This is a genomic window from Mycobacterium sp. URHD0025 (genome assembly GCF_000426065.1).
Taxonomy (GTDB): Bacteria; Actinomycetota; Actinomycetes; order Mycobacteriales; family Mycobacteriaceae; genus Mycobacterium.
Genome location: NZ_KE384491.1, coordinates 589,629 through 613,320 on the forward strand (window position 1 = coordinate 589,629; position 23,692 = coordinate 613,320).

Sequence of the window (23,692 nt, forward strand, 5' to 3'; positions counted from 1 at the left end):
ACGCTATATCGTGTTTCTGTAACGGTATCAGGACGAACTTCTACTGCGGTTCTGGGACGTGGAAATGTTCGTCGCGGAGCCGGAACGCTTCCTTCGTGCCGTGCTGCGCGCGGGTCTTGACGAAGTTGAACTCACCAGGCGAGAACTGCAGGTTGGTGCCGTAGGCGTGGAAGATGTAGCTGGCCACCTCCTCGCCCTGGTAGGCCTGGCTCTGCTCGACGAGCCGGAACGCCTCCTTGGCGATCACCACGCCGTCGGCCGGCATCTTGGCCGCCTTGGCCGCCCAGTACTGCGCCCGGGCGGCCACCTGATCGGCATCACAGGTGTCGGTGAAGATGCCGAGGTGCTCGATGGAACCGGCCTCGATGATGTCGCCGGTGAGCAGCATCCGCCGGGCCAGCACGGGGCCGAGCCGGTGGAAGAACATGTGCAGGCTGCCCAGCGCCGGTCCGAGGAACCGGGTGGCCGGCATCCCGATCATGGCGTCGCGGGCGATCACCGAGATGTCGGTCATCAATGCCATCTCGAATCCGCCGCCCAGCGCATAACCGCTGATCTCGCCGACGGTGACCTTCGGGAACCCCATGAAGTTGTGATAGAAGCCAAAAGACTTGCGGTCCACGGTGAGTCGGCGACGCTGGCTGGGTCGGGACTTCTTGGGTGCGGCGTCGCGCGAGCGCTCTTCGGGCGAGCGCTCATCGCCATACCAGCCGTAGGCGTTGTTCATGTCGGCGCCCGTGCTGAACACGCCCTCGGCGCCACGCAGTAACACCACGGTCAGATCGTCGTCATCGGCCACGACGTCGAGACAACGGGCGATCTCGTCGCGCATCGCCGCGTCGTAAGAGTTGCGCTGCTTGGGATTGTTCAGCGTGATGGTGGCGATGCGGTGATCCGCATCGACCTCGAACAGCACCCGATCATCGGTCATGCGAAATCAACCTCGCTTCAATGGTTTTGTCGTTGCCGGCAGCCAACGTCGTGCGCCGCGCGGTGGTGAGATGGTCGGCCGCGAGCTTGGCCGCCCGCGCCGCGTTGCCGTCTGCGATCGCATCCAGCAGCCGCTGGTGATCGCGAAGTGCCGCCCGCATGGTCTTGGCCGACATGCCCGCCTCGCCTTCCCCGGTCCACACCCCGGACTCGTGTGTGGACCAGATCAACTCCAGCGAGCCGATCAGCAGGATCATCGGCTCATTGCCACATCGAGACACCAGGGCTTCGTGGAACCTTCTGGCGTTCGGTACGTACTGCGAGGTGTCGTCGAACTGCGCTGCCTGCAGGTCGATCTCGGCCTGAAGGTGCGGTACCACCTCGGTGGCCCGGTCTTCGCGGGCAGCGCACATCCCCGCACAGATCGGCTCCAGGCGCAGTAGCGCCTCACTGACATCGGCAGGGGTGGCGGCGCGGGTCTGCAGCACCATGCCGATCATGTGGGCAGTGCGCTCGGCCGAAGGCATCTGCACCACCGCACCGCCCACGTTTCCGCGGCGCACGGAGATCAGTCCGTCGGTCTCCAGCAGGTGGATGGCCTCGCGCAGTGCGGGCGGACTGACCCCGAACTCCTGGAACAGGCTCTCCTGGGTGGGCAGGATGTCGCCCTCGCGCAACCGGCCGGACAGGATGTCGTCGCGCAGTTTGGACGCGACGATCTCGGCAACCCGGGGCTGCCGGATACGCCGTACGCGTCCTTCCATCGACGACCTTTCCTTGCTAACTTGTACAGGATAGTAACCGCATCGCCTACTGTATGGGCAACTGTATAGATTGGGAAAGGCTGGGTTCCAGGTGAGTGACGGTTCGGTGACCACGTCCCGCGCGGACTCCGTCCTGCGCATCGGCCTCGACCGTCCGTCGCGCCGTAACTCGTTGAGCCATCAGATGATCGACGATCTGGTCGACATCCTGACCGCCGCCGCCTACGACGATTCGCTGCGCGCCATCGCGATCACCGGGTCCGGGGACGACTTCTGTACCGGAGCCGATTGGGTCGCCACCAACGACTCGGACCGGCGGCCGCGCACCGGCGATCTGGTCCGGCGGATTCCGCACACCGCCCACCGCGTCATCGAACTGGTCGCCACCATCCAACTGCCGGTGGTCTGCGCAGTGCGGGGTTGGGCGGTGGGCTTGGGCTGCAATCTGGCGCTGGCGGCGGACTTCACCGTCGCCGATACCGGAGCGACATTCTGGGAACCGTTCTTGAGCCGGGGCTTCACCCCCGATTCCGGGGCGAGCTGGCTGCTGCCCCGGTTGGCCGGAGTGGCCCGGGCCAAGCGCATGCTGCTGCTCGGCGAGAAGGTCACCGGCGCCCAAGCCGCTGACTGGGGATTGATCCACGATGCAGTTGCCGCCGATGAAGTGGACGCGGCGGTCGACACGCTGGTGGCCAGGCTGGCCACCGGGCCGACCGTTGCGATCGGCCTGGCGAAACAGTCCATCGCACACGGCCAGCACGCCACCCTGTCGCAGGCACTCGATCAAGAGCTGGCCAGCCTTGAACTCTCCTGCCGGACCGCCGATTTCAAAGAGGGCCTGGCCGCGTTCCGGGAACGGCGCGATCCGGACTTCCAGGGCCGATAACACGAGGAACAGATGACCGCATTTGCCACGTACGACACCATCAAATACGAGGTGGACGGCCACAAGGCCACCATCACCTTGAATCGGCCCGACGCGCTCAATGCGCTGTCACCACACATGATCACCGAGTTGCGGGCTGCCTACGCCGAGGCCGAGAACGACGACAACGTCTGGCTGATGATCGTCACCGCCACCGGCCGCGCGTTCTGTACGGGCGCCGATGTCAAGGAGATTCCCGGCGACGGAAAGGTCGTCAACGAGAGGCCCTACCTGTCCACCTACGAGCAATGGGAGGCACCGCAGGAAGGCACCCCGCCGTTCCGCACCATGGCCAAGCCTGTCGTGGTGGCGATCAACGGCATCTGCTGCGGCGCCGGCTTGGACTGGGTCACCACCGGCGACATCGTGATCGCCTCGGACAAGGCAACGTTCTTCGACCCCCACGTGAGCATCGGCTTGGTGGCCGCCCGCGAGATGGTGCGCCTGGCCCGTGCCCTCCCCCGCTCGGTGGCGCTGCGAATGGCGTTGATGGGCAAGCACGAACGCATGACCGTCGAACGCGCCTATGAGCTGGGCTTGATCACCGAGATCGTCGAACACTCTCGCCTGCTGGAACGCGCACACGAGATCGCCGACACGGTATGTCTCAACGCGCCGCTGGCGGTCCGGGGAACTCGGCTGGCGATCCACAAGACCCTGGACCTGCCGCTGCACGAGGCCGAGATCCTGGCCGAGACATTCCGGGAGCGCGTGGTGCGCACCGAGGATGCCCTCGAAGGGCCGCGGGCGTTCGTGGAGAAGCGCAAGCCCAACTGGCGGGCGCGGTAATGAGCGCTTGCGCGAAGAACAAGCGGCCGGTGATGAGCGCTTGCGCGAAGAACAGGCGGCCCTGATGGATACGCTGCTCCTCGAGCTCGACCACGAGTCACGAGTCGCCACGGTCACGTTGAACCGCCCCGAAGCGCTCAACTCGTTCAACCGCGCGATGTGCAATGAGATGCGCGACACGTGGCACACGATCAAGGCCGACGAGGGCATCAACGCCGTCGTGCTACGAGCGGCCGGCGATCGGGCCTTCAGCGCCGGCCTGGACGTGAAGTCGAGTTACGGCCAGCCCGAGATCGTCTGGAACCACGAGGATCCCGGCGAACTGCTCAGCCCGAAGTGGCAGAAGATGTGGAAGCCCGTGGTGTGTGCCGTGCAAGGCATGTGCACAGCCGGCGCGCTGTATTTCGTCAACGAAGCCGATGTGGTGATCTGCTCGGCCGACGCCACGTTCTTCGATTCTCACGTCAGCGCCGGTCTGGTGTCGGCGTTGGAGCCGGTCGGCCTGATGCGCCGGATAGGGCTCGGCGATACGTTGCGAATGGCGTTGATGGGCAACGACGAACGTGTCAGCGCCGAAACCGCCCTGCGGATCGGCCTGGTGACCGAGGTGGTCGCCAGGGATCAGCTGTGGGACCGCGCGCAAGAGATCGCCACCGCCATCGCCGCGAAACCCCCGACTGCCACGCAGGGAACCGTGAAGGCGATCTGGGAGTCCCTGGACAAGCCCTATCGTGCCGCCATGGATCAGGGCCTCATCTACACCCGGCTGGGTAATCCCATCGCGAAGGCCGAACTGGCCCGGCGTCCTGTGCCGTCGACAGCGCCCCGGATCCGCTGATGGCTCATCCCCTTTCACAGCGCATCCTCGACGTGCTCGACCTGGATCCGGCTGCGCGCGCGATCGAGTTCGATGACCAGTGGGTGACCTGGGCACAGGTCGCGACGGTCGCACGGCGCATCGGCGCGCTGTCGGCAGATGTTCGAGTCGGCATCATGCTGCGCAATCAGCCCGCGCATGTGGCGGCACTGCTGGGTGTACTGGCCGCGGGCGGCACCGTCGTCGTGATCAATCCGTCCCGCGGTGACCAGCGCACCCGCGCCGATGTCGACGCGCTCGGCCTGCCGGTACTCGTCGGCCTGGCCGAGGATATCGCCGCCCTGGCGAGTCCGTCCGCCACCACGACGACGGTGACGATCCACGATCTCGACACCGAGCCTGAGATCAGCCCCGCCACCCGAGGTTCCCAGGACGTTGGAAGACCCGGCGTCGCGGTGTGGATGCTGACCAGCGGCACCACCGGCCCACCCAAACGAGTCGACCTCACCTACGACATGCTGGCCCGCAGTGTCATCGGCCGCGAGCCCGAAACCGCGCCGCCACCAACTGAACTGCGGCGTGGTGTGGCGATCGTCAACTCACCGCTGGTACATGTCGGCGGTGTGTTCCGGGTGCTGTTGTGCATCGCCGAAGCTCGACCTTTCGTCTTGCTGCCCAAGTTCGACCTCGCGCGCTGGGCCGCTGCCGTGCGCGAGCATCGGCCCAGGGCGGTGTCGCTGGTGCCGGCTGCGCTGCGCATGGTGCTGCACTCTGACCTCACCCGCGACGACCTCGCCGGAGTTCGCGCCGTCACCTCGGGTACCGCACCCCTGTCCGCCGATGATGCCGACGCATTCACCGAGAAGTTCGGTATCCCGGTGTTGACGTCGTACGCCGCCACCGAGTTCGGCGGTGGCGTTGCCGGCTGGACGCTCGCCGATCACCAGAAGTACTGGAAAGCCAAGCGTGGCAGTGTCGGACGAGCCAACCCCGGTGCCCGGTTGCGGGTGGTCGATGAGAACGGCACTCCGCTGGAGCCCGACCAGACAGGCCTGCTTGAGGTCAAACCAGCACAGTTCGACGCCGATGCCGATTGGTTGCGAACGACCGACCTGGCCCGCATCGACGCCGACGGATTCGTCTGGATCCTCGGCCGGGCCGACCAGGCCATCATCCGAGGCGGATTCAAGGTGATGCCCGACGATGTCCGCACCGCGCTGGAGAGCCACACCGCCGTCCGCGGGGCGGCCGTGATCGGCCTGCCCGATGACCGACTGGGCGAGACGCCGGTGGCCATGGTGGAACTGCACGGCACAACAACCGTCGACGCCCTGCTCGAATACCTGGGCGACCGTCTGGCGCGCTACGAGATCCCCACCGACATCGCCATCGTCGAGACGATTCCCCGAACACCTTCCGGGAAAGCCGATCTGGGCGCGGTACGGGATCATTTCGCCTCTCGTGTCTGACACCGTTGCCGAGTTGCTGCGTGGGCCGACCGACCGCCCACTGCTGATCTGCGATGACGGGCGGATCAGCTACGCGGAGGCGCAGCGTCGCTCCGCCGAGGTGGCGGGCGGTCTGATTGCGCTGGGCGCCGGCAAGGGCACGCACGTCGGACTGCTCTATCCCAATGGCGTCGAATTCGTGGTGGGCATGTTGGCCGCCGCGCGCATCGGTGCGGTCGTGGTGCCGTATTCCACCTTCCTCACCGCCGGCGAGCTGCACACTCAACTTCGCGACAGCGATACCGCGATCCTGTTGTCGGCGCGCAGCTACCGCAATCACGACTACGTGCAACGCCTCGCGGACATCGACACACCCTGCCTCCAGCATGTGTTGTTCGACATGCCGCAAGCAGGCATCCCGACTCTGGCCGACGCCGAAGACGATGTGGACGAGTGCGATCCACTGGCCATCGTCTACACCTCAGGATCTACCGGCTCGCCCAAAGGTGTCGTGCACACTCACGGGTCGCTGATCGGGCATCAGCGCGATCTCAACGAGATCCGCGGCCTCAGCGGCGCTGATCGGCTGTTCTGCAACTCGCCGTTCTTCTGGATCGGCGGCTTCGCGTTCGGGCTGCTGGCCACGATGACGGCCGGAGCGACCCTGATCTGTTCGAACGCGGCCGACGCCGGCGTCACACTCGACCTCATCGAGGCCGAGAAACCCACCGTCACCAATGGATTCGTCTCCGGCATCGCCCACCTGACCCGTCACCCCAGCTATCCGGGCCGGCATTTCTCGGCGCGACGGGGCAACCTCTACCCCATCATGGCTCCCGACGCCCGCCCTGCCGACCCAGAACTTCGCCACAACATGCTCGGGATGACGGAAGCCGGCAGCGTGGTGTTGATCGACGCCGACGAAGGCGATCAACCAGAGCACCGGCGCGGCAGCTACGGCAGGCCCGCACCCGGCTTCGAGACCAAAGTGACGGCGTCAGGCGAATTGTGTGTCCGCGGCCCATATCTGATGCAGGGCTACTACGGACGCAACCGTGAGGACTGCTTCGATGCCGACGGCTGGTTTCACACCGGTGATCTCGTGCGCGTCGACGACGACGGTTACTTCTACTTTCTCGGCCGGGCGGGCGCGATGATCAAAACGGCCGGTGCCAACGTCACCCCCGGTGAGGTCGAGAAGGCCCTGGCAGCACTGGGATTCACCGCGCATGCGCTGGGATTACCCGACGATGAGCGCGGACAGATTGTTGCCGTGGTCATCGTCACCGATGGCCGGGTAGACATCGAAGCGGTCCGGACCGAACTGCGCACCACCCTGTCCGCCTACAAGATTCCCCGGGCCTTCGCGGTGTGCCGCCCCGCCGAGGTGCCGACACTCTCCAGCGGCAAAGTCGACATGCCCGCTCTGGCGAGGTTGTTCTGTGCCTGATCCGCAGCCTGACACCATCGACGCACTGCTGCGCGCTCACTCGTCGTCCGCGAAGCCCGCGGTTATCGACCCGCTGACCCACGTCTCCTATTCCGAACTTGAACGCGGTACCGCCGAGCTGGCAGCCGGTTTCATCGCCTTCGGCGTCACCAAGGGTTCCCGTGTCGGCGTCGTCATGCCCAACGGGGTGGACTGGGTGCGCATCGCCCTCGCGCTGATGCGGATCGGCGCTGTGCTGGTGCCGTTGAGCACCTTGCTGCGTCCGGCCGAACTGGCGGCGCAGCTACGGATGGCCTCGGTGCAGTTCCTCGTCGCGGTCGAAGAGTTCCGCGGACATCGTTATCCGGTGGAGCCCGATCGATTGCCCGCCCTGCGTACCGTGTGGACCGCCGAGCAGGCACTGGGATTCGCCGGGCCTCGCGGTGTGGCGGATGCGCTGTCCGCGCAGGTGCGGGAGAGCGACCCGATGGTGATCATGTTCACCTCGGGCAGCAGCGGTCCGCCAAAGGGAACGGTCCACTCGCACCGAAATGCTCTGGGCGCCGTACGCTCCGGGCTCGACGCCCGCCGCATCTCCGCCGACACTCGGCTATACCTGCCGATGCCGTTCTTCTGGGTGGGCGGTTTCGGCGCGGGCATCCTGTCGGCCCTGATCGCCGGTGCGACCCTGGTGACCGAACCGCTACCCAACCCTGACTCGACGTTGGAACTGCTTCAGCGCGAACAGGTGACACTGTTCCGCGGCTGGCCCGAGCAGGCCGAGGCACTGGCCCGTCACGCCGGGACCGCCGATTTGAGCTCATTGCAACCGGGAAGCCTGGAGGCGCTGTTGCCCGATGCCATGCGGTCACGGCCTGGGGCACGGGCATCGCTGCTGGGGATGACCGAATCGTTCGGCCCCTACTGCGGATACCGGGCCGATACCGACATGCCCGCATCGGCGTGGGGCAGCTGCGGAAAGCCGTTCGACGGCATGGACGTCCGCATCGTCGACACCGGCACCGGCGCTCGGCTACCCCGTGGCGAAATCGGGACGATCGAGATTCGCGGCCCGCACGTGATGCGAGGAATCTGCCGGCGCAGCCGCGAGCAGGTGTTCACCGTCGACGGCTACTACCCCACCGGCGATCTGGGCTACCTCGACGACGACGGATTCCTCTTCTACCGCGGCAGATCCGACGACATGTTCAAGGTTCGCGGAGCCACGGTCTATCCGAGTGAAGTGGCGCGAGCGGTGAGTTCCATTCCGGGGGTCCGCGCTGCGCATGTGGCCAATGTTCCTGACGGCCAGGTCAATCGGGTCGGTGCGGCCGTGGTGAGCGACGGACTCTCGGTGGAGGCGCTGCGCTCGGCGACTCGGGCAGCCATCAGCTCGTACAAAGTGCCCACGCTGTGGCTGCTCCTCGACGATGAGGATGCCATCCCCCGCGGAGGTACCGGAAAAGTCGACACCGCCGCGCTGCGAGCCATGTTGGCGGAAGGCGTCCGACAATGACGCCGTGCCGGACAACCACCTGGCCGTCGTCGCCGCCGTCGGGTTTGCGAGGATCCACATCAAGGAGGCAGCGCCATGAAACTCGGGCTATCCACACCCATCGTGATGCAACACCCCGGCGAGTTCTCACCGTGGGAGACCGACGCCGGGCCCGATGAGCTGGCGTCGATCGCCGAGGCCGCAGACAGCCTGGGCTTTCACCATCTGACGTGTGCCGAGCACACGGGAATACCGGCCTCGGCCGCCGGGGTCCGCGGGACGGTCTATTGGGATCCGCTGGCCACCTTGTCCTTCCTGGCCGCGCGGACTCGACGCATCCGGTTGACCACCGCCGTGGTGGTGCTCCCCTACCACCATCCGGTGGCGCTGGCCAAGAGCTACGGGACCCTGGACCGGCTCAGCGGTGGACGCGTCATTCTCGGCGTCGGCGTGGGGTCACTCACCGAGGAATTCGAACTGCTCGGCGCTCAATGGTCCGATCGCGGCGCCGCGGCCGACAGCGACATCGCCACACTGCGGGCCGCGTGGGGGCAGCCGGTGGTCGACGGCTTCGCCATCGAACCGCACGCACCCAGGACGGATCTCGCGGTCTGGGTCGGTGGGCGCACCAAACGCTCGCTGCGCCGTGCCGTCGAACTCGGCACGGGCTGGATGCCTTTCGGCCTGTCACCCGACACCATCGCCGAGTTCCTCGGGTCGTATCAGCTGCCCGCGGGTTTCGACATCGTCCTGTCCCCCGGTGTGGCGCTCGATCCGCTGGGCGACCCGGATGCCGCACGCACACGGCTGGGGCGGTTGCGCGACGTCGGTGCCACGATCGCCAACTGCTCCGTGCAGGCCCGCAGCGCCGAGCACTTCTGTGATCAGCTCGCGGCGCTGCAGTCGATCGGCGAGGAAGGCTGAATCACACGATCTCGTGTGCCCGCAGATCGGCGATCTGACCTGCGTCATAACCGATCTCGGCGAGCACCTCGTCGGTGTGCTCGCCGAGCAGCGGAGCTCGCCGGCGGATCGTGCCGGGTGTCGCGGACATTCGGAACGGCGTCTCGATGATCGGTACGTCGCGCGATGCGCCGGGAAAGGGCACCCGCTGCAAGTAGCCCATGGCCTGTACGTGCGGATCGTCGAGCACGTCCTGCGGGGAATGTAGCGGCGCGGCGGGCATTCTCGCCTTCTCCAACAGTTCCAGCACTTGGGCCTTGGACTTATCTGCGCACCACTCGGCCATGATGTCGTTGAGGATGTCGCCGTTGACCCAGCGGATGTCGTCGTTGGCGAAACGTGGATCGTCGAACAGTTCTTCGCGACCCACCAGCCGGCACCAGCGCTTGAACATGGGCTGTCCGGCGACCTGCAGCAGGACCCACTGGTCGTCAGCGGTGCGGTAGAGGTCGCACGGCGCCACCGAGGCCCCTTTGTTGCCCATCCTGGGCTTGTCGGTCTGCAGTAGTTCCCGCTCGATCAGAAAGGCGTTCGACAGCATCAGCGCGGTGGGCAGCAGAGCACCCTCGACGTGCTGGCCCTGCCCCGTCTTGTCGCGGTGATACAGCGCCATCATGACACCGATCGCCAGCGTGAGCGCCGTCCCGAAATCCGCATAGGGCACCACGGTTCGGATGGGTTGGTCCGGCAGGCCCTGCCGATAGACCGCCCCCGACATCACCTGCCCAGCCCCGTCGAAACCGATCTTGTCGCTGTACGGTCCGCCCTCTCCGTAGGCGGTGGCACTGGCCAGGATGATGTCCGGCTTGACCGCCTTCAGCGTCTCGTAATCCAGCCCACTGGACCGCATTCCGGCCGCGGGCATGTTGGCGATCACGATGTCGGCACCCGCCACCAGTCGGCGCGTGATCTCGGCGCCCTCCACCGTGGTGGAGTCCAGCGTCAGCGAACGTTTGTTCCGATTGCACTGCAGAAACGTGCCGCCCTCACCGCCCTCGGTGACGGCCTGCACCCAACGGTCTTCCCCGCCTTCACGTTTCTCCACCCGCAGCACGTCCGCGCCCATGTCGGCCAGGATCGCGCTGCACCACGGCGCGGCGATGAAGCGTCCGTAGTCGAGCACCCGGATTCCGTCGAGAACTCCTGGCATTGCCCCACCTTTTCTCTCGGCGAGCAGACGCAAACTCGCACATTCTTACGCCGAAATGTGCGAGTTTGCGTCTGCTCGCGGGTCAAAGTCAGCTCCTACTCGAGCACGCCGAGACGCTCGAGGTGATCGGTCAACGGCTTGGACGCCGCACACAGGTGTTCGGCCATGGCATCGCGCGCCGAATCCCCGTCACGCGCCCTGAGCGCGGCCAGAACGCGGCGGTGGTCGTGGGTCGACTGCTCGGGCCAGCCTTCGACTGTCGGGTAGACCGATTCCAGTGCGTACCGGGTGATCTGGGACATGAGCTGGGCGAGCTTGGGCGATTCGGCCGCCCGGTTGACGCCCCGGTGGAATGCGTGGTTGAGCCGGACCGCGGCCTCATGATCGTCGCGCGAGTACGCCTCTTCCAGCTCACGTTGGATCCGGTCGAGTTCATCGAGCTGAGCGTCGCTGATCTGGCCGGCAGCCCGCGAGGCCAGTTGTCCGCCGATGTGGGCCTGCACACCCGCGACGTCGTCGATGTCCCGTCGGGTGACGGGCAGCACCAGGAAACCGCGTCGGGGTTGCTGGGTCAGCAGGCCCTCTGCGCGCAAGCCGAACAACGCCTCCCGCACCGGCGTCACGCTGATCCCCAGTTCGGCCGCGAGCTGTTCGAGCCGAATGTACTTGCCCGCCGGATAGGTACCGTCGAAGATCCGTCGGCGGATCAGTCGCGCCACATCCTCGGCCAGCTGTGGCCGTGCGGCGAAGTCGGGTATGGACACGGCTCAGACCCGATAGTCGGACAGCAGCCGCTTGCTGATGATGTTCTTCTGGATCTCGCTGGTGCCCTCACCGATCAGCAGGAACGGTGCGTCGCGCATCAGCCGCTCGATCTCGTACTCCTTGGAATAGCCGTAGCCGCCGTGGATCCGGAAGCTCTGCTGGGTGACTTCCGAACAGAACTCGCTCGCCAGATATTTGGCCATGCCCGCTGCCACGTCGTTGCGTTCGCCGGAGTCCTTGAGCCGGGCGGCGTTGACCATCATCAGGTGAGCGGCCTCGACTTTCGTCGCCATCTCGGCCAACTGGAAGGCCACCGCCTGGTGCTCGGCGATCGGCTTGCCGAAGGTTTCCCGCTGCTGGGCGTAACGCACCGCCAGCTCGAAGGCCCGGATCCCAACTCCACAGGCCCGGGCCGAGACGTTGACGCGACCGACCTCCACCCCGTCCATCATCTGGAAGAAACCCTGCCCGGTGGCGCCGCCGAGGACATCGTCGGCGCTCGCGCGGTAGCCGTCGAAGATCAGCTCGGTGGTGTCGATGCCCTTGTAACCGAGCTTGTCCAGCTTGCCCGGGATCGTCAGCCCGGGAACGACTTCACCGAAGCCGGTGGGCTTCTCGACCAGGAAGGCCGTCAGGTTGCGGTGCGGCTTGTCGGCGCCCTCGTCGGTGCGGACCAGCGCGGCCACCAGGGTTGAACTGCCGCCGTTGGTGAGCCACATCTTCTGGCCGTCGATCGTGTAGGTGCCGTCGTCGTTCTTCTTGGCCCGGGTCCGGATGGCCGCCACGTCCGAACCCAGCTCGGGCTCGGACATCGAGAACGCGCCCCGAGTTTCACCGGTGGCCATGCGCGGCAAGAACTTCTGCTTCTGGGCGTCGGTTCCGTGCTGACGGATCATGTAGGCCACGATGAAGTGGGTGTTGATCACCCCGGACACGCTCATCCAGCCGCGGGCGAGTTCCTCGACACACAGCGCGTAGGTGAGCAGCGATTCTCCGAGGCCGCCGTACTCCTCGGGGATCATCAATCCGAACAGGCCCATGTCCTTCATCTGGTCGACGATGGCCTGCGGGTAGGTGTCGGAGTGTTCCAGTTCCTGAGCGGTGGGGATGACTTCCTTGTCGACGAATTGCCGTACGGTCGAGACGATTTCGGTCTGGAACTCGCTGAGTCCCAGAGTCTGCGCAAGTCTGGTCACGCTGCCACCCTTTCGAACACGGCGGCCAGCCCCTGACCGCCCCCGATGCACATGGTTTCCAGCCCGTAGCGGGCCTGACGGTGATCCAGTTCCCGGGCGAGGGTGGCGAGCATCCGTCCGCCGGTCGCACCGACGGGATGGCCCAGCGAGATACCGGATCCCCGGACGTTGGTGCGCTCGAAGTCGGCCTCGCCGAACTTCCACTCCTTCATCACGGCCAGTGCCTGGGCGGCGAACGCCTCGTTGAGCTCGATCAGATCGATATCGCCGAGTTGCAGGCCGGCCTTGGCCAGCGCCGCCTCAGTGGCCGGTACCGGGCCGATACCCATGACGTCGGGCGCGACACCCGCCGAGCCCCACGACACCATCCGCACCAGTGGCCGCAGGCCCAACTCGGCAGCCTTCTCGGCAGTGGTCACGATGCACATCGAGGCAGCGTCATTCTGACCGCTGGAATTGCCCGCGGTCACCGTGGCGTCCGGATCCTGCTTGAGGAGAACGGGTTTGAGCTTGGCCAGCGCCTCGACCGTGGTGTCGGCGCGCGGATGTTCATCAGTGTCGATCACCGTCTCACCCTTACGAGAAGTGACGGTGACGGGAATGATCTCCTCGGCCAGGACCCCGGATCGCTGTGCGGCAACGGCGCTTTGATGCGACCGCACCGCGAGCTCGTCCTGCTCGGCACGCGTGATGCAGTACTCGCGTCGCAGGTTCTCCGCGGTCTCCAGCATGCCGCCGGGGACCGGGTAGAACTGTCCCCCGGCCGTCGTGCGTCCGCGCGCGAGCCCGTCGTGGATCTGCACCCCGCCCCTGGCCCCGCCCCACCGCATGTCGGTGGAGTAGAACGCGACGTTGCTCATGCTCTCGGCGCCGCCGGCGACCACGAGATCGTTGTCGCCGCTGCGCACCTGCAGGCAGGCCTGGATCACCGCCTGCAGCCCGGAACCACACCGGCGGTCGACCTGCATGCCCGGGACCGTCACCGGCAGACCGGCGTCGAGCGCCACCACCCGGCCGATGGCCGGAGCCTCACTATTCGGGTAGCAGTGGCCCAGAATCACATCCTGCACCTGCTCCGGCGCCACACCGGTGCGCTCCAACAGACCCTTGAGCGCGGCGACGCCGAGTTCGACGGCCGTCAGTGAGGCGAACATGCCGCCGTAGCGGCCGATCGGGGTGCGGACCGGTTCGCAGATGACCGCATCGCGGGTCATACGTGCCGACCGCCCGTCACCTCGAGCACCGTGCCGGTCATGTACGACGAGAGGTCGCTGGCCAGGAACAGAGCCACCTTGGCCACCTCGTCGGGCTCGCCCGCGCGGCCCATCGGGATCTCGGCCAGCTTCTCATCCCAAATGCGTTGCGGCATCGCCTCTGTCATCGCCGAGCGGATCAGCCCCGGCTGGATCGCGTTGACCCGCACCCCGAGGTGGGCGAGTTCCTTGGCCGACGCCTTGGTCATGCCGACGATCCCCGCTTTGGCCGCCGAGTAGTTGGTCTGACCGACCAGGCCGACCTTGCCCGAGATCGAGGACATGTTCACGATGGCCCCGCGCTTGTTCTCCCGCATGATGGCCGCGGCCGACTTGGTGCCGTTCCAGGTGCCCTTCAGGTGCACCGCGATGACCTGATCGAACTGCTCCTCGGTCATCTTGCGCAGGGTCGCGTCACGGGTGATCCCCGCGTTGTTGACCATGATGTCCAGGCCACCGAAGCGCTCGACGGCGGCCTGCACGAGCGCCTCGACCTCAGCCGACGACGTCACATCGCAACGGACCGCGGCGGCAACCTCGGGACCGCCGAGTTCCTGCGCGGCCGCCTCGGTGGCCTCCAGGTTGACATCGCCGAGCACCACCCGGGCACCCTCGTCGATGAAGCGCCTGGCGATGGCCAGGCCGAGACCTTGGGCACCGCCCGTCACCACTGCAGTCCGACCGCTCAGCAACGACACCTGATCACCTAACTTTCGATCGTGAGGGCTCTGTCTGGCCCAAATCATATTTCATATACGATATTGCCGAGCAGTCGCCCCAACGGGTCTCCCGCGGGCCATCCCCACGGATCTCATGCGAAGAAACGGAGCTGCCCTGTGTCCACCACCGCGGCCATCACCGAAGTCAGCGACGAGGACTTCGCGGAGATCCTCGCGCAGACCCGCAGCTTCATCCGCACCGCCGTGGTCCCCCGCGAGAACGAGATCCTGGCCACCGACCAGGTGCCCGACGACCTGCGCCAGCAAGCCAAGGACATGGGGCTGTTCGGTTACGCGATACCCCAGCAGTGGGGCGGCCTCGGGCTGAACCTGGCCCAAGATGTCGAACTGGCAATGGAATTCGGGTACACGTCCCTGGCCCTGCGGTCGATGTTCGGTACCAACAACGGCATCGCCGGACAGGTGCTGGTGGCGTTCGGTACCGACGAGCAGAAGACCCGGTGGCTGGAGGGCATTGCCTCCGGCGATGTCGTCGCCTCGTTCGCGCTGACCGAGCCCGGGGCCGGATCCAACCCGGCCGGCTTGCGCACCAAGGCGGTTCCCGATGGAGATGACTGGATCATCTCCGGCCAGAAACGGTTCATCACCAACGCACCCACCGCGAACCTGTTCGTCGTGTTCGCCCGCACGCGGCCCGCGGACGAGGCCGGTCCGGGGATCGCGGTTTTCCTCGTGCCGGCCGATGCCGCGGGTGTGCAAGTCGGCGTGAAGGACGCCAAGATGGGCCAGGAAGGCGCCTGGACCGCCGATGTCTCCTTCGACGACGTGCGGGTCCCCGACAGTGCACTGGTCGGCGGCAGCGAGGACGTCGGCTACCGGGCCGCCATGACGTCCCTTGCGCGCGGCCGGGTCCATATCGCTGCGCTCGCAGTGGGATCCGCACAACGCGCGCTCGACGAGTCGGTCGCCTACGCCGCCTCTGCCACCCAGGGTGGCCAGCCGATCGGCAGCTTCCAGCTGGTGCAGGCCATGATCGCCGATCAGCAGACCGGCGTGCTCGCCGGGCGGGCGCTGGTTCGCGATGCGGCGGCCAAATGGGTGTCCGGCGAGGACCGGCGCATCGCTCCGTCCGCGGCCAAGCTGTTCTGCACCGAAATGGCCGGCAACGTCGCCGATCTCGCGGTACAGATCCATGGCGGCACCGGATACATGCGTGAGGTTCCGGTCGAGCGCATCTACCGGGAGGTCCGGCTGCTACGCCTCTACGAAGGCACGAGCGAGATTCAGCGACTCATCATCGGCGGCGGGCTGGTCAAGGCCGCCCAGCGTCAACTCTGAAGCCACCCAACCAACACATACCAAGGAGAATCCATGTCGCAGAGGCTCGCCGGAAAGGTCGCCTTCATCACCGGAGCTGCCCGTGGTCAGGGACGCGCGCACGCGCTCCGGATGGCCAACGAAGGCGCCGACATCATCGCGGTCGACATCGCCGCGCCGCTGCCGCCGAGCGTTCCCTATGACTCGGCCACCCCCGAGGATCTGGCCGAGACCGTCCGCTTGGTGGAGGCCACCGGCAAGCGCATCATCGCCACCGCTGCCGACACCCGCGATCACGACGCGCTGCGGACCATCGTCAGCAAGGGAGTCGCCGAGTTCGGCCGGCTCGACGTGATCGTCGCCAACGCGGGAATCACGGTGCCCGAACCGTGGAACGAGACCACTCCCGAATCGTTTCGCGACGTCATGGACATCAACGTCACCGGCACCTGGAACACGGTGATGGCAGGTGCCCAGCACATCATCGACGGCGGCCGCGGCGGATCGATCATCCTGATCAGCTCGGCAGCCGGTATCAAGATGCAGCCGTTCATGGTGCACTACACGGCCAGCAAGCACGCCGTCGCCGGTATGGCCCGGGCGTTCGCGGCCGAACTCGGCAAGCACAAGATCCGCGTCAACAGCCTGCATCCGGGCGCGGTCAACACGCCGATGGGCACCGGTGACATGCTGGCCGCGCTCACCCGGGCCAACGACACCAATCCCGGCCTGATGCAGATGGTGACGCCGTTCCTGCCTGACTACGTCGCCGAACCCGAGGACATCGCCGACGCGGCGATCTGGCTGGCCAGCGACGAGTCACGGTACGTCACGGCCAGCCGAGTCGCCGTCGATCTGGGTTCCACCCAGTTCTAGGCCGGTATGTCCAGCCCAAACGGCACGGATTTCGCCGAGGATCTGGCAGCCGGACTGAAGGCGTATGGCGACCGTCCGTTCATCGAGTTCGCCCGAAACTGGTACACGGGCAATGAGATCACGCAGTTCATCGAGCGGGTCTCGGGAGCGCTGACCGACGCCGGCGTCGAACCTGACGAGCCGGTCGGCATCGTGGTACGCAACCGGGTGGCCCATGCCGCGACGATCCTCGGGTTCATCGCGACACGACGCCCGGTGGTGATGATCTACTCGTACCAATCCGCCGGCGCGATCGCCCGGGACGCCGAGAACCTCGCGTTGCCGGCAATTGTCGCCGACACCGATGACTGGACACCCGAGCTACGTGGCGCGGTGGTCTCGGCAGGATCGGCCGGCATCTCCCTGGCCCGAGATCTGGCGGGCGTCGGCGTGACAGAGACGCGACGACCCGGTAGCCGACACGACCCGACGCTGGGACAGTCCGGCCTGCACATACTGACCAGCGGGACCACGGGACCGCCCAAGCGAATCCCGGTGGCAACCAACGTGCTTGCCCACACGGTGCTGAGCATGACGATCGGCGCGGGCACCGAGGCGGTGGGTCCCGGCACGCCGCCTGCGCTCGTGTACTGGCCGTTCGGAAGCATCGGTGTCTGCCAACTGCTGGCCGCGCCGTGCTCGGGCAAGCGCATGGTGCTGCTCGAAAAATTCAGCGTCGACGAGTGGGTCCAGGCGATCAAGACCTACCGCATCACCCGGGCAGGCGTGCAACCCGCGATCCTGCGGATGCTGTTGCAGGCCGACGTCCCTCCCGAGGACCTGGCGTCGCTGGAAGGTCTGTCCGGCGGCTCCGGGCCTTTGGAGCCCGAGTTGCGGGCCGAGTTCGAGGATCACTACGGCATACCGCTGTTGTGGGCATATGGGGCAACCGAATTCGCGGGATCGGTGTGCAGCTGGACTCCCGAGCTGCACCGCCGGTTCGGCGCGGACAAGCCTGACAGCGTGGGACGGCCCCTGCCCGGCGTACGGGTCCGCATCATCGATCCCGACACGGACGCCGCAGTTCCCACCGGCACGATCGGACTGCTCGAGGCCAGCGTGGAGGTCATCGGACCGGATTGGGTGCGCACCACCGACCTGGCCTCCATCGACGAGGACGGGTTCGTCACACTGCACGGGCGCGGCGACGGCGCGATCAACCGCGGCGGCTTCAAAATTCTCCCGGAAACCGTGCGGCGCGTGCTGATCTCACATCCCAGCGTGCTCGACGCCTGTGTCGTCGGCGTGCCCGACGCTCGCCTCGGCGCGGTTCCGTTCGCCGCGGTCGAGCTACGCCGGGATGCCGTCGCGCCTACCGAGAACGAATTGAAAGACCTGGTGCGCGAAGCACTTCCGAGCCATCACGTGCCGGTCGCGGTCGCCGTCGTCGATGCGCTCCCTCGCAACGCCGCCCTCAAGGTGCGGCCGGGCGATGTCGCGGCGCTGTACGACCCGTAGCGACTACCAGCGGGAGGGTGCCGGTGTGTCCAGCGACAGCGGGCGGTCGTAGGAGAGATCGGTACGATCGCGGGTACCGACGAGATAGCCCTGCTCGGCGAAGAAGGGCGACTGCAGCACTCTGGCATCCGCGAGGAACATCCCTTCCACAGTTGACCTGCGAACAACGATGCGCCACTGACCATCTCGGCGTTCCAGCCGATCGATGTAACGTCCCGTGATGAATTGGGCGCTTTTGCCATCGATTCCGATCAGGACGACGATCACGTAGCTCTCCGCATGAGCGGTTTCGCCGTCGATCTCACAGGTATGCGTGGTGAGGTTGTGGGTGTGGACTCGAGACGTCTCGGCATGGGTCTTGTTGGCCCACTCACCGTAATCAGGGCCCGCATTGACCGCACGCCCGTGCTCGTCGACGCCATCGGAGTGATATGCCGACGCGATCAGATCGATGTCATGCCGGTCGCATCCACGCGCATGCCGGGCGATGCAGTCCAGAATCTCGGTCCTGTCGAGTAGATACCGGACGTCGCGCTGCAGCGTGGTGAGGGTGGTGTCGACAGTCATCGGACTCCTGCTCGTCGGTGGAAAGAACTCGCGCCGCCGACACGACCTCACGTGCGTAGGCGCTCCCAATGACACTATACGATCGTATAGCAGTAATCGAGTGTCAAAATGCTTGTACCGATCGAGCGAGGAGACCATGGCAGCATCGTCGCGACGGGTGGGCGCCGAAACGTCCAAGACCAGAGACACCCTGCTCGATTGCGTCGAGCAGATGATGCTCAACGAGGGCTACGCGAGCGTCACCTACCGGGCTCTGGCCACGAAAGCCGAGGTCACCCCCAGTCTCGTGCAGTATTACTTCCCGACCCTCGACGACATCTTCATCGCCGCGATTCGGCGGTACTCGGACCGTGGCATCACCTACCTCACCGAACTCCTCGCCACCCGCACCGACGATCCATTGCGGGCCGTATGGGAGTACAGCTGGGATGAGGCCACCGGTGCGCTGATCACCGAATTCATGGCGCTGGGAAATCATCGGAAGTCGATCCGCACCGAGATCGCCAAGGTGACCGAGACCGTCCGCAAGATGCAACTCGACGCGCTGACCGCCAAATTCGGGAAAGACGCCAGCCCGATCGGTGACCTGTCACTGCCCGCACTGCAGATCCTCATGTCCGGCCTGCCGAAGTTCCTCAACCTCGAGGAAGGTATCGGGGTCAAGTCGGCTCATGCCGAAGTCACCGAGGCTTTCGAAAAGTACCTCGACCTTGTGGAGCCGCGCACGTCGCCCACGAAGAAGAAGGCTGCGCCGCGGCGCCGCAAGACCCAGACCGCACGCTAGAGCGCCGGCGGTCGCACTGCGCGGCAGTCCGAGGGCCGGCCGATCGAGACCTTCTCGCCTATCGCCCCTACGTCGCTAGGGATGCACGACCACTCTCATGCGCCCCAGCGCGGAAACCAGCGCGAAGTCGGACTCCGCGTCGCCCGGACGCCGGGCCGCAATCCGCAGCGCCGGGAAGTACGTCCCTGGCCGGTTGTAGGTGGCGAGACGGGAGATGCCTCGATCGCCGATCGGCACATCGGCAACGGTGAACTCCCCGCTGCCGGTGACGTCCCAGGTTGCCTCGGTGATCGCGCCGGAACCCGGTGGGCTGATCACAACGCCGTCGAGACGAATCTCGTCACCGACTTTGACATCCACCCGTCGGCGGCCGTCGACGGTGACATCGACCACCGGCTGCACGCCTCGACGATCAGCTGCGGAGGACACCTGCACTTGCCCGCCGCTCACCACGTATCGCGTCGAGTCCGGAGGCGTCACGCCGTCTTCGGCCCATGCCGCGACGTCGCGGAGCGCGCGTTCCAGGATCCCGGTGTAGTCGATCAAACGCGGTGTGCGCGCCGGGGCGATGTGGTCCGCGTCGTCGTTGTACCACAACCGGAAGTTTTCGTCGTACCGGTCGCCGAGAGCAGCGCGGACCTGACCGGCATACCAGTCGCCGTGCCAGGGAAACGCGTCGGTATCCAGCAGATTGCTCACGGCGATCACCTTGCCGTGGATCTTGCCGGTGTGGGTGCCTCCCTCACTGACCTGCTGGGAGATCCTCGCCCCGGCCAACATTGGGCGCTGCGGGTATCTCGGGGTGCCGTCGGCATTACGGTACTGCTCGTAGGCGGCGAATCCGGCGTCGGCCGCAGGCAGTTGATGGCGCGAATAACTTGCCAGCGCCACGTACCAACTGTTGTCCAGATGCAACCGCGCTCCGACATGCAACGCCGCACGCGCGCTTTCCGGGAGGTTCTGGCCGAAGGTGAACCGCAGGGCAACCGGGTCCCACTGGGCCATCACGGCATCTTCCTCCGGAGCCCCCTCCGGCGAAACATCGACGCTGCCTTGATATCCGTGGTCGGCAAAACCTGTCACCGAAACGCGCGTCCCGTCCGCGCTGGGCTCTACCGCGGTGATCGTGACCGACTGATCGATGCGCGCGTCGCGGATCCGCTGCCCGAGCGCGGAGGCCTCCGTGCCAAGGTATCCGGGCTGAGTCCAAAAGTCGTTGCTGAACCCGGGATCCATTTGTCTGATCATGGCCGCAAAGCCGAGCAGGCCGTCCGACGTGTCCTGGCCGAGAACGTAGCGGCTGTCCTCCCATGCGCGCAGCGGCACACCGAGAGTGGTCGCCTCGTGCAGCACCGCGCGTTCGACGTCATCGAGACCGCGGTAGGGATCCCCCTCGCCGCCCGGTGCGACGGCATCGGCAATCTGCTCTGCCTTGTCCCGCAGCATGATCCGAGCGTAGGAACGAATGAAGAAGTTGTTCGGGATCGAGGTCGGAGTCCCGATGATGAACGGCACACCTCCGGACCACACGCCCTCTGTGTTCTCCATCGCGGCGATTGTCTGGTAAGAACCACCACTGCCACCCCAGATGTAGCCATGGATCGGGGCATCGGTCCGGTAATAGTTGCCGGCGATGGTGCGGGAGAACTTGGCTGCCGCCGCATCCCCACGGTATCCGGCACTGGAGTTGGTCTGCACCGCGTAACCACCGCTGGCAGCGGCAAATCGCAGATTGCGCTCGGTGATGTGTTCGTCGTCCAGCGGATAGACATTCTGGAAGAAACGGCCCTGCCAGTGCTCGCGGGACGGCAGATAGACCGCGAACCGGACCTGGCTGCCCTCGAAGTGTCCACTCACCCGGTGATGGGCGATGGGCTCATCAAGGTCTTCCTCTGCGTCGATGATCGCAGTCGCGAACTGAGGGTCGACGCAGTCTGGGCCGATGTGCATGGCGGCGGTCCCTTCTGGTGTCCGACATTCGGTCGGCGCTGCCGGTGTGGTCGTGCACGCCGCCAGGCACAGGCCGACCACCACGAGCAGCGAGGGGAGTTTCATCGCAACAAGCCCTGTCCGGTCACGGTGGGTTTGGATCGCCTCGGCGGCGGCCAGAACGGGCGCTCGATGCTCAGCATGGGCCACCCCGGCCGCGACTGTACAGCGACCAGTGTTCTCCCGTGAAGTCCACGTCCTCTTCGCGTGGCAGTGCGGCGACAATCCGTGGGTATTCTTCGGTGTTCTCGGCAATACGCTCACAGGAGAGTCCGAGCACATCGCGCACAACCGGCTCATGTGACGGACCGATGCGCACGCCGGTCCCTCAACGCATCGTGTGCGCGTACTGCGTGTGCGGGTGCACACCGAACATGTCGCGGTAGGAGGGCGGTCGGCGGCCATCTTCGTCGGCGATGCCGTACCTGGCCGCCAGTTCCGCACCGATCAGCGTGTGGCCACTCATCTCCATCAGGTCTGGATCGTTGTACAGCGCCCAGATGACATGCCCCGTCAACTCGGGAGTTTCGGCGGATTCGAGTATGTGTCCGAACTTTTCAGGGTTGGCGGCGATGATGTTGCGAACCCGGTCGGTCAGCAGTGAACCCATCCAGATCGAGACCGCGGCGACGCCGAACTCGCGCAGATCGAAAGCCATGTCTGCGGCCATCTTGTCGGTCGCGGCTTTCGGCACGCCATACGCTGGCCCGAAGGCGTAGTGAACGGCGCCTGATGACGACGAAAAGGTCACCAGCCCTTTGCGTTGCGGGATCATGAGCGGAACAGCGAAGACCGTGGCGACGTAGCTGCTGCGCAATCCCACGTCCAAGGTGTCGATGACGTTGACAGGCTCCTCCCAGAATTTGGTGCGGCCCATCATCTCGTCGCGAATGATCGCGGCGTTGTTCACCAGGATGTCGACGCGGCCGTGCTCATGTGCGATCCGCTCGAACAGCGCCTTGACCTGATCGTCGTCACCGTGGTCTACCGCCACCGCGATACCTGTGCCACCCGCAGATGTAACCCGGGCAGAGGTCTCGTCGATGGTCCCCGGCCGTCGATCGCCAGAACCGTCACGGGTGCGGCCCGTGACATACACGGTGCAGCCGTGACTGCCCAGCGCGTGCGCTATCCCTGCGCCGGCTCCTCGACTTGCGCCCGTGACGACGGCGACTGGTGCGGTGTTGGTCATTTTGTACGGATACCTCGCCATCACACGACAGCGGCGCCGTTGACGCCGATCACTTGTCCGTTCACGTAACCGGAGCCCTCTGAGCACAAGAAGGAACACACCGCGGCCACATCGGCTCCGGCCCCGAGGCGCCCGGCCGGGATGGTCTGGGTGAGACGATCGGTAGGGGGCAACCTGCCCTCCCGCTGCTGTTGCCGCAACATCGGCGAGTCGACGACGTACGGCGGAACAGTGTTGGCCGTGATGCCTTTTCGCGCATAATCGAGCGCGATGGTTTTGGTCATGGCGATGACGCCGCCCTTGGTGGCCGAGTAGTGGCCCTGCCTGGGTGCGCCCTGCTGACCGGCCGCCGAGGAGATGGTCACGATGCGGCCCCAACCGGCGGCGACCATGCCCGGTAGAGCAGCGCGGGCACAGAGGAATGTGCCGGTCAGGTTGACCGCCAGATAGCGGTTCCACTCTTCGAGCGTGATCTTGTCGAACCTGGTGAAACCCGCGATGGCGGCACTGGTCACAAGAACCTCGACCGGGCCGAAACTGTCACGGACAACGTTGAATCCGTCGACCACCGACGCCTCATCCGATACGTCGACGGCCACAGCCGCGGCTGTCCCGCCTCCCGCCTGTATCTCGGCAGCGGCCTTCTCGGCCGCTTCCGCGTTGACATCCATCACCACGACCCGATGCCCGTCGGCCGCGAGTTGGAGGCTGATCGCCCGACCCAAACCGGACCCACCACCGGTCACTACTGCTGTTCGACTCAACTCGCACGACTCCTCGTCTGTGGTTTACCGGCACCCCGTGCTGTACATATGTATAGCGCATGTGCCACGGTCGCACAACAGCCGTTTCGCGTAACGGTTGCC

Annotated in this window: 22 protein-coding genes; 11 read left to right on the forward strand and 11 right to left on the reverse strand. The window is 66.0% G+C overall.

From position 1 onward, the window contains the following. Positions 1–40: 40 nt before the first annotated feature. Both H977_RS0131225 and H977_RS0131230 read right to left on the reverse strand, forming a co-directional pair. On the reverse strand, positions 41–931 hold the full coding sequence (locus H977_RS0131225) for an enoyl-CoA hydratase/isomerase family protein (RefSeq protein ID WP_029111550.1): 891 nt from the start codon (positions 929–931) through the stop codon (positions 41–43). After that, positions 921–1,694: a FadR/GntR family transcriptional regulator gene (locus H977_RS0131230; RefSeq protein WP_029111551.1), complete on the reverse strand. Its 774-nt coding sequence runs from the start codon at positions 1,692–1,694 to the stop codon at positions 921–923. Before H977_RS0131230 ends, H977_RS0131225 begins: the two co-directional genes overlap by 11 nt. A gap of 91 nt (positions 1,695–1,785) precedes the next feature. Here H977_RS0131230 and H977_RS0131235 point away from each other — a divergent pair, with 91 nt between their 5' ends. The 7 genes from H977_RS0131235 to H977_RS0131265 all read left to right on the forward strand — a co-directional run bounded on the left by H977_RS0131235 (position 1,786) and on the right by H977_RS0131265 (position 9,521). Beyond that, positions 1,786–2,580 (forward strand): enoyl-CoA hydratase/isomerase family protein, encoded by a 795-nt coding sequence (locus H977_RS0131235; protein WP_029111552.1) that lies wholly within the window; start codon positions 1,786–1,788, stop codon positions 2,578–2,580. 12 nt (positions 2,581–2,592) lie between these two features. Beyond that, a complete protein-coding gene (locus tag H977_RS0131240; protein WP_029111553.1) occupies positions 2,593–3,408 on the forward strand; it encodes an enoyl-CoA hydratase/isomerase family protein in 816 nt (271 codons plus the stop codon). Between the two features lie 64 nt (positions 3,409–3,472). Further along, positions 3,473–4,246: an enoyl-CoA hydratase/isomerase family protein gene (locus H977_RS0131245; RefSeq protein WP_029111554.1), complete on the forward strand. Its 774-nt coding sequence runs from the start codon at positions 3,473–3,475 to the stop codon at positions 4,244–4,246. After that, positions 4,246–5,694, forward strand: a complete 1,449-nt coding sequence (locus H977_RS36000; protein ID WP_029111555.1) for a class I adenylate-forming enzyme family protein — start codon at positions 4,246–4,248, stop codon at positions 5,692–5,694. Before H977_RS0131245 ends, H977_RS36000 begins: the two co-directional genes overlap by 1 nt. Continuing rightward, on the forward strand, positions 5,687–7,123 hold the full coding sequence (locus H977_RS0131255; RefSeq protein WP_029111556.1) for a class I adenylate-forming enzyme family protein: 1,437 nt from the start codon (positions 5,687–5,689) through the stop codon (positions 7,121–7,123). The genes H977_RS36000 and H977_RS0131255 overlap by 8 nt, the downstream gene beginning before the upstream one ends. Beyond that, positions 7,116–8,618: a class I adenylate-forming enzyme family protein gene (locus H977_RS0131260; protein WP_029111557.1), complete on the forward strand. Its 1,503-nt coding sequence runs from the start codon at positions 7,116–7,118 to the stop codon at positions 8,616–8,618. Before H977_RS0131255 ends, H977_RS0131260 begins: the two co-directional genes overlap by 8 nt. Before the next feature lie 75 nt (positions 8,619–8,693). Then, positions 8,694–9,521: a TIGR03619 family F420-dependent LLM class oxidoreductase gene (locus H977_RS0131265; RefSeq protein WP_029111558.1), complete on the forward strand. Its 828-nt coding sequence runs from the start codon at positions 8,694–8,696 to the stop codon at positions 9,519–9,521. Position 9,522: 1 nt separating this feature from the next. Here the strand turns inward: H977_RS0131265 and H977_RS0131270 are convergent, their stop codons facing one another. From H977_RS0131270 to fabG, 5 genes are all read right to left on the reverse strand, one after another. After that, on the reverse strand, positions 9,523–10,710 hold the full coding sequence (locus tag H977_RS0131270; protein ID WP_029111559.1) for a CaiB/BaiF CoA transferase family protein: 1,188 nt from the start codon (positions 10,708–10,710) through the stop codon (positions 9,523–9,525). Positions 10,711–10,805: 95 nt separating this feature from the next. Beyond that, a complete protein-coding gene (locus tag H977_RS0131275; protein ID WP_029111560.1) occupies positions 10,806–11,474 on the reverse strand; it encodes a GntR family transcriptional regulator in 669 nt (222 codons plus the stop codon). Positions 11,475–11,477: 3 nt separating this feature from the next. Further along, positions 11,478–12,671 carry an acyl-CoA dehydrogenase family protein gene (locus H977_RS0131280; protein ID WP_029111561.1) on the reverse strand — a complete coding sequence of 398 codons (1,194 nt, stop codon included), beginning with the start codon at positions 12,669–12,671 and terminating at the stop codon, positions 11,478–11,480. Next, on the reverse strand, positions 12,668–13,885 hold the full coding sequence (locus H977_RS0131285; RefSeq protein ID WP_029111562.1) for an acetyl-CoA C-acetyltransferase: 1,218 nt from the start codon (positions 13,883–13,885) through the stop codon (positions 12,668–12,670). The genes H977_RS0131280 and H977_RS0131285 overlap by 4 nt, the downstream gene beginning before the upstream one ends. Beyond that, a complete protein-coding gene (gene fabG / locus H977_RS0131290) occupies positions 13,882–14,670 on the reverse strand; it encodes a 3-oxoacyl-ACP reductase FabG (protein WP_051289248.1) in 789 nt (262 codons plus the stop codon). The genes H977_RS0131285 and fabG overlap by 4 nt, the downstream gene beginning before the upstream one ends. Positions 14,671–14,760: 90 nt before the next feature. Between fabG and H977_RS0131295 the strand changes: the two genes are divergently transcribed. From H977_RS0131295 to H977_RS0131305, 3 genes are read left to right on the forward strand one after another with little or no spacing between them, the layout of a single operon-like run. Beyond that, positions 14,761–15,942 (forward strand): acyl-CoA dehydrogenase family protein, encoded by a 1,182-nt coding sequence (locus H977_RS0131295; protein WP_081681916.1) that lies wholly within the window; start codon positions 14,761–14,763, stop codon positions 15,940–15,942. Positions 15,943–15,975: 33 nt separating this feature from the next. Further along, positions 15,976–16,797, forward strand: coding sequence for a mycofactocin-coupled SDR family oxidoreductase (locus tag H977_RS0131300; RefSeq protein WP_029111565.1), 822 nt, complete (start codon positions 15,976–15,978; stop codon positions 16,795–16,797). Positions 16,798–16,803: 6 nt separating this feature from the next. Continuing rightward, positions 16,804–18,294: a class I adenylate-forming enzyme family protein gene (locus H977_RS0131305; protein ID WP_029111566.1), complete on the forward strand. Its 1,491-nt coding sequence runs from the start codon at positions 16,804–16,806 to the stop codon at positions 18,292–18,294. A gap of 3 nt (positions 18,295–18,297) precedes the next feature. Here the strand turns inward: H977_RS0131305 and H977_RS0131310 are convergent, their stop codons facing one another. After that, positions 18,298–18,861 carry a nuclear transport factor 2 family protein gene (locus H977_RS0131310; RefSeq protein ID WP_029111567.1) on the reverse strand — a complete coding sequence of 188 codons (564 nt, stop codon included), beginning with the start codon at positions 18,859–18,861 and terminating at the stop codon, positions 18,298–18,300. Positions 18,862–18,997: 136 nt separating this feature from the next. Between H977_RS0131310 and H977_RS0131315 the strand changes: the two genes are divergently transcribed. After that, complete coding sequence (locus H977_RS0131315; RefSeq protein WP_029111568.1) at positions 18,998–19,645, forward strand: TetR/AcrR family transcriptional regulator; 648 nt, start codon at positions 18,998–19,000, stop codon at positions 19,643–19,645. A gap of 75 nt (positions 19,646–19,720) precedes the next feature. Here H977_RS0131315 and H977_RS0131320 read toward each other — a convergent pair whose 3' ends face one another. The 3 genes from H977_RS0131320 to H977_RS0131335 all read right to left on the reverse strand — a co-directional run bounded on the left by H977_RS0131320 (position 19,721) and on the right by H977_RS0131335 (position 23,590). Then, positions 19,721–21,700 (reverse strand): Tat pathway signal sequence domain protein, encoded by a 1,980-nt coding sequence (locus tag H977_RS0131320; RefSeq protein ID WP_081681917.1) that lies wholly within the window; start codon positions 21,698–21,700, stop codon positions 19,721–19,723. Positions 21,701–21,962: 262 nt separating this feature from the next. Next, positions 21,963–22,826: an SDR family NAD(P)-dependent oxidoreductase gene (locus H977_RS0131330; RefSeq protein ID WP_029111570.1), complete on the reverse strand. Its 864-nt coding sequence runs from the start codon at positions 22,824–22,826 to the stop codon at positions 21,963–21,965. A 20-nt stretch (positions 22,827–22,846) separates the two neighbouring features. Beyond that, on the reverse strand, positions 22,847–23,590 hold the full coding sequence (locus H977_RS0131335) for an SDR family oxidoreductase (protein WP_029111571.1): 744 nt from the start codon (positions 23,588–23,590) through the stop codon (positions 22,847–22,849). Positions 23,591–23,692: the final 102 nt, after the last annotated feature.